Here is an 11,231-nt window from a genome sequence, read left to right as displayed (position 1 = left end):
GCTTTTGATACTGTTATCTGCGTTTTTCCGATCCTTGTAAAAATTATTCCTCTTCTTTTTCCCGCAGGTACACGAACCAGAACACAAGGCCGATGATGATCGCGGCAATGCCGACAAACACCGGGGTATACTTCATATAATCCGGTGCGGTCGCATCCCTGAGCTGCCGGGCAATCTGCCTGTTCTTGTCGATCTTCGGGTAATCGGGGTTGAGTTCTTTCACCTTGTCGAACGCAGCGATCGCCTCATCGTACTGCTTCATGCCGGCAAGGGCATATCCCTTGTTGAACCAGGCATCGGCATTGGCGGGATCGAGTGCGATCGCCTTTTCGAATGCGAGGACCTGCTGGGTATAGTATTCGTTCGCCCGGGCCGGGTCGTTCATCTGGTCTTCGTACACATACCCGAGGTTATAGAGGATCTGGCCCCGGTTGATCCAGCCCTGGACATAATTGGGATTGATCTCCACGGCCCGGGTCGATGCGTCCAGTGCATCGGAGAACCGGCCGTCTCGGTTGAGTGCGTCCGCTTTGGCGTCCCATGCATCGAAGTACCCCGGTTCAAGGCTGATCGCCTGATCGTATGCCGCGACTGCATCGGAAGTATTCCCTGATGCAAGGAACGCATTTCCCTGTGCGTACCATCCGGTCGCATCGCCGGAATAGGCAAGGGCCGGAGTACAGAATAGAAGCAGGAAAACAATCGTGATTATCGACAGATGTACCGGGAATCGTATGCTCATATCAACCGGATAATATCTGGTGTGAAAGGGGAATAAAGAATTCTTTTCCTTGTGCCCGGTAGACAATTGCCCGGCTTAGTGCGTTAAGACCAGGATCCTGCGTGTCAGGCTTTTATGGACGCGCTGGTCGTGCTGCTGCAGCACGGTCATGTGCTGCGCTGCAATGCCGGAAATGTCCCGGTGGGTGACAACAACCGCACGGCGCCCGGGCCGGAGCACGCGCCGGATCTCGAGAAGGGCATCGCCATAGAGTTGGTCCATCGTATCGCTCTTGCGGATGCAGACCGACTGGCCGTACGGGAAGTCCGTGACAACGCTGTCAACCGAATGGTCCCGGAACGGGAGGGATGTGGCATCCCCCATGAGAAAGTCCGTTTCCTTTGCATTCTGCAGGCTCCCGCCGATCATGAACGGGTCGAAGTCGCTGCCAATCGTGTGCATGCCGAGCAGCTCGGCCTCGATAAGAATACCCCCGGTCCCGCAGAACGGGTCAAGCACACTATCGCCCGGGCGGGTGCATGCAATATTCACAAGGGTCCGTGCCATCCGCGGCATCATGACCCCCGGGTGGAAGAAGTCGCGCTTGCCGGGGTTCCGGGTATCGTATGCTGCCCTGTTGATCGTGTAGATGACCCTGCCAAAATAGCACCGGTCTTCCGAGAGGATTGCCCGGTACTCGACCTCCGGAGAATTGAGCGAGACGGGACCGGAGATCATCGTGCCGATCAGTCGCTCGAACTCCCGCTGCGATGCCGGGTTTCGTTCATGGCACCCCCCGTGGACCTTTTTTGCCCTGCCGGCAAAGGCCACATCCGTTTCCAGTGCAAGGCCTTTGAGCAGATCGCGGAATGCCGTGAGATCGGGCTCGCACTCCCCGAGGTATTCAAGCACGACCTGTGTCATGGCAAGGCGCTCTGCTGCCTCCGGGTCAGGGCAGTCGGCTACTGCGACCTGCAACCGCTGGTCAGTCACGGTCCCGATACATTCGAGCTCCGCGAACGGGAGGGTTGCATTCTCTCCCGAGAGCTCAAAGAGCAGCTTCATCCTGATCAGATGGTATCCGGGCGCACAAATAGGTGTGCCAGAACAAATGTAAAAAAGTGGGGGAGGGGATGGGGATGAATTACTTCTTACCCTTCTTCTTCCCCATAATGCCGGAGAAGAAACCGCCGGCACCGCCGCCTTTCCCTTCCAGTTCAGCCAGTTTCTGGTACAGTTCCTTCTGTTCGTTGCTGATGGATTTGGGGGTAATGATCCTGACCCGGACCAGGAGGTCTCCCGGTTTTCCGCGCCGCTTGACCCCCTCGCCGGCGATCTTGAGCGCCGTGTTATACTGGATGCCGGCCGGGATCCTGAGGTCGATGTGGCGTTTGTCAATGGTCTCGATCTCGATCCCGGTACCGAGAACCGCCTGGATTGGGCTGATCTCGACTGTGGTTTCCAGGTTGTCACCGGCACGCACGAACCGGTCATGGGGCTGGACATAGACTTCAAGGAACAGGTCGCCGTTTGCTGCCCCGTAGTCCCCGGCCTCCCCGTACCCTTCCATGCGCAGCCGCATCCCGTTGTCGATCCCGGCAGGGATGTGCACGGATACTTTCCGCTTGACGCGGGTGTGTCCTGTGCCATGGCATTCCCTGCATGTCTTTTCAGGGATCTTTCCTTTCCCCCCGCACTGTGAACAGGTGGACATACGGACAAACTGCCCGAAGGGGGAGTTGGTTGCCTGCCGCATCTGCCCGCTGCCGCCGCACCTGGGGCAGACATTCAGCCGTTTTGTCTCACTGCCGGAACCGCTGCACGCCTTGCATGGCTCCGAGTGCATCACCTCGATCTCCCGGTCCATGCCGGCCACGGCATCCTCGAGCCGTATCTGGATGCGCATCAGCAGGTCGGCACCGGGCTGGGGCCCGGATCTCCGCCGGCCTCCGCCACCAAAGAAATCGAAGATATCGCCGAAACCGGAGAAGTCTGCGGAGAACCCTCCCCCGCCGAACCCGCCGCCACCGGTGTAGGAGCCTTTCGAGGCATTGGTGAAGGTCTCGTGGCCCATGTTGTCATACTGTGCCTTTTTCTGGTCGTCGGAAAGGACACTGTAGGCCTCGTTGATCTGCTTGAACTTCTCTTCGGCGCCGGGCTCCTTGCAGACATCGGGGTGGTATTTGCGGGCGAGGTTGCGGTAGGCTTTCTTGATCTCCTTCTCGTCGGCATTCCGCGGAACGCCTAACGTGTCATAGTAATCGCCCGCACTCATCGTTTGCTCACTCTTCTTTTACCTTATAGTCGGCATTGACGACATTGTCATCGGTCTTCTGCTCCTGTTCGGGAGCGGGACCGGCACCATCGCCCGGCGGCTGCTGTGCTGCCTGGTCTGCCTGTGCCTTCTGGTACATCTTGGTCGTTGCTGCGTACACGGACTCTGTCAGGGATTCCATGGCCTTCTTGATCTCATCGAGGTTGTCTTCCGGCAGGGCCTTCTTTATCGCTGCAATACCCTCCTCGATTTTTGTCTTGTCTTCCGTATCGATTTTGTCGCCGCTCTCCTTGAGCATCTTCTCGGCCATGAAGACTGCGGTGTCTGCCTGGTTGCGCAGCTCGATCTCGTCGCGCTTCTTCTTGTCTTCTTCCTCGAACTGCTTGGCGGATTCCATGGCCTTCCTGATATCCTCTTCGGACAGTTTCCGGTCGCCCTTGATGGAGATCGCCTGCTGGTTGCCCGAGCCAAGGTCTTTTGCCGACACGTGGATGATACCGTTTGAATCGATATCGAACGTGACCTCGATCTGGGGGATGCCCCGTGGTGCCGGTGGGATGCCGGTCAGCTGGAACTTGCCGAGCGTGAAGTTATCCTTGGCAAGTGCCCGTTCGCCCTGTACTACATGGATCTCAACACTGGTCTGGCCGTCCGCGGCAGTGGAGAAGATCTGGCTCTTTCGTGATGGGATGGTCGTGTTCCGCTCGATGAGCTTGGTGGCGATCCCGCCAAGTGTCTCGATGCCGAGTGTCAGCGGGGTGACATCCAGGAGGACGATGTCCTTGGTCTCCCCGGTAAGGACTGCACCCTGAATCGCGGCACCGACGGCAACACACTCATCCGGGTTGATGCCTTTGTCTGGCTCCTTGCCGATGAGTTTCCTGATTGTCTCCACCACAAGCGGGACGCGGGTCGATCCGCCGACAAGCAGTACGTGGTCAATGTCCTTTGGCTCCAGCTTTGCATCGCTGAGTGCCTGCTTGACCGGGCCGACCGTGGATTCTACGAGATCCCCGATGAGCTGCTCCAGTTTTGACCGGGTCAGGTCGATATTGAGGAACTTTGGGCCGCTGGCGTCGGTGGTGATGTACGGCAGGTTGACGTTCGTGGTCTGCCGCTGGGAGAGTTCGATCTTTGCATTTTCAGACGCTTCACGCAGGCGCTGCATTGCATAGGGATCATTCCTGAGGTCAACACCCTCCTTCTTTTTGAACTCCTCAATCAGGTAGTCCTGGACAAGTTTGTCAAAGTCATCGCCGCCAAGATGGTTGTTCCCGGCCGTGGACTTCACCTCGAACACACCGTCGCCAAGTGTCAGGATCGATACATCGAATGTCCCGCCGCCGAGGTCGTAGACAAGGACCGTTGCATCATTTTCCTTGTCGATGCCATATGCGAGTGCGCTTGCTGTCGGTTCGTTGATGATCCGCAGCACTTCAAGGCCGGCGATCTGGCCGGCATCCTTGGTGGCCTGTCGCTGGGCGTCGTTGAAGTATGCGGGGACGGTGACAACCGCCTTGGTGATCTTCTCGCCAAGATATGCCTCGGCATCGACCTTGAGTTTCTGCAGGATCATGGCGGATATCTCCTGCGGGGTGTAACCCTTGCCATCGATGGTTACTTTCTCGCTCGTCCCCATCTTCCGCTTGATGGACTGGATCGTGCGCTGGGGGTTGGTCACTGCCTGGCGCTTGGCAAGACTGCCGACAAGCCGTTCCCCTTCCTTGGTAAATGCGACAATGGACGCGGTTGTCCTCCCGCCTTCAGCATTCGGAATGACGATGGGCTTCCCGGCCTCCATGATCGACATACAGGAAAAGGTTGTTCCCAGATCGATTCCCAGAACCTTCTCTTTAGCCATTTTTTATGCCTCCTGATCTTTCAGATTTCCTTTGGATACTGCTACTTTTGCAAACCTGATAACTCTTTCATGCATACGATACCCGCGTGAGATCTCGTCAATAATGGTACCGGCAGGTTCATCTGACGGCACATGGGCGATTGCCTCATGTTCAGCGGGATTGAATGTTTTTTTGAGTGAATCTATAGGACGGACACCATGACGAAGCATCTGGTCATTGAGCAACTGGTGGATCTGAACAACTCCTTCATGGAGGTGTGCATCATCAGCCTTGAGTGCCCTATCCATGTTGTCGAGGACCTCAAGGAGGTCGATGGCAAAGCGTTCGTTTGCCATGGCGACAAGCGAAGCGCGATCCCGTTCACTGCGTTTTTTATAATTCTCAAAATCCGCAGCAAGGCGCAGGAACCGGTCGTTCAGATCAGCATACGCTTTCTTCTGCTCATCCGGTTCACCGGCACCAGGAACGGCCGTTGATGTTTCCTCCGTGCCATTCACCTCTTTCCCGGGCTGCCCGTGTCCGTCATCTGCGTCGTTCATAATACATCCCATTCGATGTTCCATTATCTATTGCATTGTAGTTCTATATAAAATTTCACATACACCATATTCGGGAACCTCCAGATTGTGACTGTTTTCCAAAACCGGATGCAAATCATTTTATGAATCGGTATTCAGCAAAGATTTAAGGTTTGTTTCTCTCAAAGTTCCTGGCTTTTTTGTCCGGATCATCAAGATCCCGTACCCTGGATACCAAATGACCCTTGAGATACCGGTATGAGGTATACTCGCATACCTTTTTCTTTCCTGTTTTTCATACATAAGACCATGAAGTGGGCATTGCTTTCGGTCTGGGACAAGACCGGTATTATCGAACTTGCACAGGCCTTATCGGCACACAAATTCAATATCATGAGTTCCGGGGGAACAGGCAAAGCCCTTGCTGAGGCGAATATCAGGTTCACCGAAGTGTCGAGTTATACCGGCTTCCCGGAGATGATGGATGGCCGGGTAAAGACCCTGCACCCCAGGGTCCACGGGGGACTCCTGGGGCGGCGGCAGATCGATGATGCAGTGATGACAAAACACGGGATCAACCGCATCGACCTGCTTGTCGTCAACCTGTACCCCTTTGAAGCAATGTCCAAAAAGCAGATGGATCTCGAAAAACTGATCGAGTTCATTGATATCGGAGGGCCGGCGATGATCCGTGCAGCGGCAAAAAATTACAAGGACGTTGCAGTCGTTGTGGACCCGTCGGATTATCCCGGCATAATAACATCGATACATGCAGGGGACCTCTCCGAAAACCAGCGCCTTGAGCTGGCAAAGAAGGCATTCGCCCGCACCGCCAGGTATGATGCAGCGATCAGTAATTACCTGTACACCCTCACCTCGCCGTTCCCCACAACGCTGTCCCTCCAGTTTACGCACGGGAGGCCGTTGCGTTATGGCGAGAACCCGCACCAGATGGCAGCAGTGTACGGGACTCATGGAATTGCCGGTACCGAGCCCCTCCAGGGCAAACAGATGTCGTACAACAATTACCTCGATGTCAATGCGGGAGTCTCACTGCTCCGCGAGTTCGATGACGCGGCGGCAGTGATCGTGAAGCATAACAACCCCTGCGGAGTCGCAGTTGGTTCTGATGTGCTTGATGCATACCTTACAGCCCGCGAGGTCGACCCGGTCTCCGCGTACGGCTCGGTTGTATCCGTGAACCGTGAAGTAACAAAACCCTTTGCGGAAGAGATCTGTAAGACGTTTGTCGAAGTGATCGTTGCCCCCCGCTTCTCCGATGATGCCATCGCCATGATGAGAACGAAAGAAAATATGCGGGTACTGGTCCTCCCGGAAAAAACCGGTGCAGATGAGGTCCGGACCATCGATGGCGGGATCCTTGTCCAGAGGACCCCGGCCTACCAGGAGCACTGGCAGGTGATCACGGACAGGGACACGTCAGCGGATGAGATGAAGGCGCTCCAGCTCGCCTGGAAGGTCTGCAAGCACACGAAGAGCAACACCATCATCTTTGCCGACCAGAAGAGGACGCTGGGCATCGGTGCCGGACAGATGAGCCGGGTTGACTCGGCGAAAATTGCCATTGAGAAAGCATGTGCTCCCCTCAGGGGATCGGCAGTGGCGTCGGATGCGTTCCTCCCGTTCCCGGACACGCTCGAAGTCGCGGCCGAAGCCGGTGCGACGGCACTTGTCCAGCCCGGTGGATCGATCCGGGACAAGGAAGTCATCGAAGCCGCAAACCGTCTCAACATGGCAATGGTTTTTACGGGCGTACGGTACTTCAGGCACTGATATTTGCCCCTTTTTTTGAATTTTAACCAAAAATCTGCGATAGATATTTATTCTGCGAAGTTGCCATACCTTCTTTAAATCGTTTGTGGCAGGAAACAGCCACAGATGATTCTATACATTGATTGGTATCTTTGTGGTGAAACAAATGGATTTTGGAAACATGGTTGGAGAATCCTTTGCCTATGCAAAGGATGCAATTGTAGGAAAATGGATGCAGTGGATCTTGCTCCTGGTAGCAACGATCCTGCTCTGTATCCCGCTCCTTGGTTATACCCTGAAAGTATTCCGCGGCGAGAAACCGGCACCGGAAGTGGACGGATGGGGAACCCTCATCATTGACGGTATCAAGTACTTTATCGTCTCGCTCATCTGGGCAATTCCCCTCCTGATTATCGCCTTTGTCACGATTGGTGCAGGTATTACTGCCTATGTCATGAACCCTGCAGCGATCATTGGGATCATCGGTGGCATGCTCGCCGGATTCATCATCCTCTTTATTGTTGCCGTCATCACCGGCCTCCTTGCGACAATCGGTATCATCCGGTTCGCCCGGACCGGCAGCATGGGTGAGGCGTTCAACTTTAGTGCGATCCTTGAGACGATCGGCAAGATCGGCTGGGTAAACTACATCATAGCCCTCATCATCATCGGGATCATTATCAGTATCATCGAGGTCATCTGCATGGCCATTCCCTATGTCGGGATGCTCATCCTTTTCCTCCTGACCCCGTTACTCGTACTCTGGCATGCACGCTATATCTGCCAGCTGTACGACAGCGCCGGCGCGGCATAATATCTTCACTCTTTTTTCACGTTACTGAATTATCGGTATGTCCCTGTTTTTTCCTGAATACACGGTTATCTGAAAACAAGAACCGATCGCACCCGGAAAATACAGTTATTATGGGTGTAATATCACCCGTCAATGCAGAACTGCCCTAGCCTGACCGACAAAAAAGAGTTTTCGATTGGATCTCAGTAGCCGGGTTATCGCTGCACTGCACCAAGGTTTGCCTGTTCCACGGTCTTTGCATACCGGGCAAGGACGCCGGTGAGGGCTTTTTCCGGGGGCTTCCACCCTTTCTTCCGCTGGTTGATCTCTTTTACCGATACCTGCAGATCGATTGTCTTTGCATGCAGGTCGACCGAAATAGAATCTTTGTCCCGGACAAATGCAATGGGGCCGCCGACTGCCGCTTCCGGGGCAACATGGCCGATGCAGGGGCCGCGGGTGCCCCCGGAGAACCGGCCGTCCGTGATGAGGACAACCTTCTTGTACCCTAGTCCCATCAGTGCCGACGTTGGGGAGAGCATCTCCGGCATCCCCGGTGCCCCGCGGGGACCTTCGTACCGGACGATCACAACATCGCCCTCTTTGATCTTCTTTGCCAGGATTGCTTTCATGGCCGGTCCCTCTCCATCGAAAACCCGGGCCGGGCCGGTGTGCTTCCACATCTCCTTTGGCACACCGGCGCTTTTCACAACGGCACCATCCGGTGCAAGGGAGCCGGACAGTACCCGGAGCCCCCCGGTAGTACTGATGGGCTTTTTCAATGGCCGGATCACTTCCTCATCCCTGACAACAGCGCTTTTTGCAATCTCCAGGATCTTCTTTCCGGAGACTGTCGGGCTGTTGTCCAGATATGGCTCCAGCTGTTTCTGCACCGCAGGGATCCCCCCGGCGCGGTGAAGGGTCTGCATGGAGTGCGGGCCGGAGGGCTGCATATTACAGATATGGGGGACTTCTTCGGCAAGTGTGGAGAAGTCCTCAAGCGAGAGCGGGACTTCGGCTTCGGTTGCGATCGCCATGAGGTGCAGCACCGTGTTGGTCGAACCCCCGAGCGCCATGTCCACCCGTATGGCATTCCGCAGGCTCTTCTTCGTGATGATGTCCCGGGGCGTTACCTGTTTTTTCACCAGGGGAATGATCGCTTCTCCGCTCTCGCGGGCGATCCGCAGTTTCCCCGCATCAACAGCCGGTGTTGCCGCACAACCGGGGAGGGACATGCCCAGCGCCTCGGTCATGCAGGCCATGGTATTTGCGGTATACAGTCCCTGGCAGCTGCCGCACCCGGGCATGGCGCAGCACTCGAGTTCGCACAGCGCATCTTCGGTCATCGACCCGGCGGCTACTTTTCCCACGCCTTCAAAAATATCGATGAGGGAGAGATCTTTCCCGTCCTGGTAGCCTGAGAGCATGGCCCCACCGGTCAGGACAACTGTCGGGATATTGCACCGGACCGCAGCCATCAGCATGCCCGGCACGATCTTGTCGCAGGTGCCGATGCAGACGAGGCCGTCGAACCGGTGGGCCTGCGCCATGAGTTCGATGGAGTCCGCGACATTTTCGCGTGAAGGGAGGGAATACCTCATTCCCTCGTGGCCCATCGCGATGCCGTCGCAGATGCCAATAACCCCGAACTCGAACGGCACACCACCGGCGGCAGCAATGCCTTCCTTCACCTTCTCGGCCAGCTGACGGAGGTGAATATGGCCGGGCACGATCGTGTTGTATGCATTGGCGATTCCTATGAACGGGAGCCCCATCTCGCGATCGGTCACGCCGAGAGAGCGGAGGAGCGCACGGTTGGGCGCCCGCTGGTAACCTGATTTCACTTCATCACTGCGCATGGATAACGGACCTGCCTGTGTTTGAGAGGTTCGCTTTCCTATGACTTTAGCCCTTGTATGGATGGATACAAGAAGACCGGTGAAGGATCATGAACGGGAGAAGGAGACGGCCGCATCCACGAAATCCCGGGCGAACGCCGGGGTAAAATACGAGTGTGTGTACATTCCCACGGTATTCGATGCTGCAAGCCCGTCTTTCCCGTCTGTAATCCCCATCCCTCTCGAAAGGGTGATAACGTAGCGTGCATCCTTGTCCGGGACCAGCCGTGAATAATGGAATTCATGGCCGGCAACGATCCGGCCCTGCGGTAAAAACGATCCCGTGCCGGTAACCGTACCTTTCACATATCCCAGTGCCTGGATCCGGTTTGTCATCTCGGCAATGGCGGGAAGGATGCCGGTCATGCGACAGGTACGCTCGCCTTTGACTTCCCGGGTCAGGTACATCAGCCCGCCGCACTCGGCAAAGACCGGCAGACCGTCCCGAGCTGCCTTGCTGATATCCGTTGTGCAGGCTGCCACCTCGAGTTGAGGAAGGAAAAGTTCGGGATATCCTCCGCCAAGATACAGTGCATCGACCTGGGGCAGCCGGTCCTGGAGCGGGCTGAAGAAGACGAGTTCGGCACCGGTTTTCCGGAGCAGTTCAAGGTTGTCCTGGTAATAGAAGCAGAAGGCATTGTCGCGGGCAACACCAATCCGGGCCCGGGAGGCCACCTGCGAGGGGGTCTCCTGTCGGACCGGGATTGCCGGCGCTTTACCGGCTGCCGAAATAATCGCTTCAAGATCGCAATGTTCCGCGATAAGGTCGCTGATTTCATCATGCGAGCCGGATTCGTGTGCCATGAGAAGGCCGAGGTGCCGGCTTTTCAGGGTAATAGCCTCACTCCGTGGGATCCACCCGAACGCGGGGATCGCAAGGGAGGGCTCCATCATCTCCCGGTGGCGTCTGCTCCCGGTGCGGTTGACAATTACGCCAGCGATTGTGACCGTGGGATCAAAGGTCATGAACCCCTTGATGAGTGCGTGGATGCTCCGGGACATCCCTTTTGCATCGACAACGAGGATGACCGGCGCCTGCAGGAGCCGGGCAACATGGGCGGTACTTGAGAGATCGGATCCATCAACCCCGTCAAACATGCCCATGACCCCCTCGACAACCGCTATGTCGGCGCCTGCCGATGCACGGGAGAACGAAGCACGACATTCCTCCTCGCCCATCATGAACGGGTCGAGGTTACGGGAGATCCTGCCGCATATCCGCGTGTGGTGCGTTGGATCAATGAAATCCGGGCCGACCTTGAATGGCTGGACAGTATACCCTTCCTTTGTGAGCGCTCCCATGATCCCGCTGGCAACGGTTGTCTTGCCGCAGCCGCTGTGGGTACCGGCAATGATGATCCGCGGGATGGTCATGGGGGACATCCCGTACA

Annotated in this window: 9 protein-coding genes; 2 read left to right on the top strand and 7 right to left on the bottom strand. The window is 56.3% G+C overall.

All coding sequences use genetic code 11. The features are described 5' to 3' along the window. Positions 1-43: 43 nt before the first annotated feature. From M0R30_RS10645 to M0R30_RS10625, 5 genes are all read right to left on the bottom strand, one after another. Positions 44-742 carry a tetratricopeptide repeat protein gene (locus M0R30_RS10645; RefSeq protein ID WP_292546660.1) on the bottom strand — a complete coding sequence of 233 codons (699 nt, stop codon included), beginning with the start codon at positions 740-742 and terminating at the stop codon, positions 44-46. Between the two features lie 75 nt (positions 743-817). Further along, positions 818-1,786: a methyltransferase domain-containing protein gene (locus M0R30_RS10640; protein WP_292546658.1), complete on the bottom strand. Its 969-nt coding sequence runs from the start codon at positions 1,784-1,786 to the stop codon at positions 818-820. 79 nt (positions 1,787-1,865) lie between these two features. Beyond that, a complete protein-coding gene (gene dnaJ, locus M0R30_RS10635; protein WP_292546656.1) occupies positions 1,866-2,996 on the bottom strand; it encodes a molecular chaperone DnaJ in 1,131 nt (376 codons plus the stop codon). A gap of 7 nt (positions 2,997-3,003) precedes the next feature. Then, the gene (dnaK, locus tag M0R30_RS10630; protein ID WP_292546654.1) at positions 3,004-4,857 is read right to left on the bottom strand and encodes a molecular chaperone DnaK; all 1,854 of its coding nucleotides are present in this window, start codon (positions 4,855-4,857) and stop codon (positions 3,004-3,006) included. A gap of 3 nt (positions 4,858-4,860) precedes the next feature. Continuing rightward, positions 4,861-5,397 carry a nucleotide exchange factor GrpE gene (locus tag M0R30_RS10625; RefSeq protein ID WP_292546652.1) on the bottom strand — a complete coding sequence of 179 codons (537 nt, stop codon included), beginning with the start codon at positions 5,395-5,397 and terminating at the stop codon, positions 4,861-4,863. Between the two features lie 288 nt (positions 5,398-5,685). Here M0R30_RS10625 and purH point away from each other — a divergent pair, with 288 nt between their 5' ends. After that, on the top strand, positions 5,686-7,170 hold the full coding sequence (purH, locus tag M0R30_RS10620; RefSeq protein ID WP_292546650.1) for a bifunctional phosphoribosylaminoimidazolecarboxamide formyltransferase/IMP cyclohydrolase: 1,485 nt from the start codon (positions 5,686-5,688) through the stop codon (positions 7,168-7,170). Between the two features lie 145 nt (positions 7,171-7,315). After that, on the top strand, positions 7,316-7,963 hold the full coding sequence (locus M0R30_RS10615) for a DUF4013 domain-containing protein (RefSeq protein ID WP_292546649.1): 648 nt from the start codon (positions 7,316-7,318) through the stop codon (positions 7,961-7,963). A 194-nt stretch (positions 7,964-8,157) separates the two neighbouring features. On the opposite strand, the gene ilvD is transcribed toward M0R30_RS10615, so the two are convergent. Together ilvD and M0R30_RS10605 are read right to left on the bottom strand one after the other, a co-directional pair. Continuing rightward, complete coding sequence (gene ilvD / locus M0R30_RS10610) at positions 8,158-9,801, bottom strand: dihydroxy-acid dehydratase (protein WP_292546648.1); 1,644 nt, start codon at positions 9,799-9,801, stop codon at positions 8,158-8,160. A gap of 87 nt (positions 9,802-9,888) precedes the next feature. Then, on the bottom strand, positions 9,889-11,214 hold the full coding sequence (locus M0R30_RS10605; RefSeq protein WP_292546646.1) for a cobyrinate a,c-diamide synthase: 1,326 nt from the start codon (positions 11,212-11,214) through the stop codon (positions 9,889-9,891). Positions 11,215-11,231 lie beyond the last annotated feature (17 nt).

Origin of the sequence: Methanoregula sp. (genome assembly GCF_023227875.1) — an archaeon.
In the GTDB taxonomy this organism is placed as follows: domain Archaea; phylum Halobacteriota; class Methanomicrobia; order Methanomicrobiales; family Methanospirillaceae; genus Methanoregula.
This window is presented reverse-complemented; position numbering and strand designations above follow the sequence as displayed.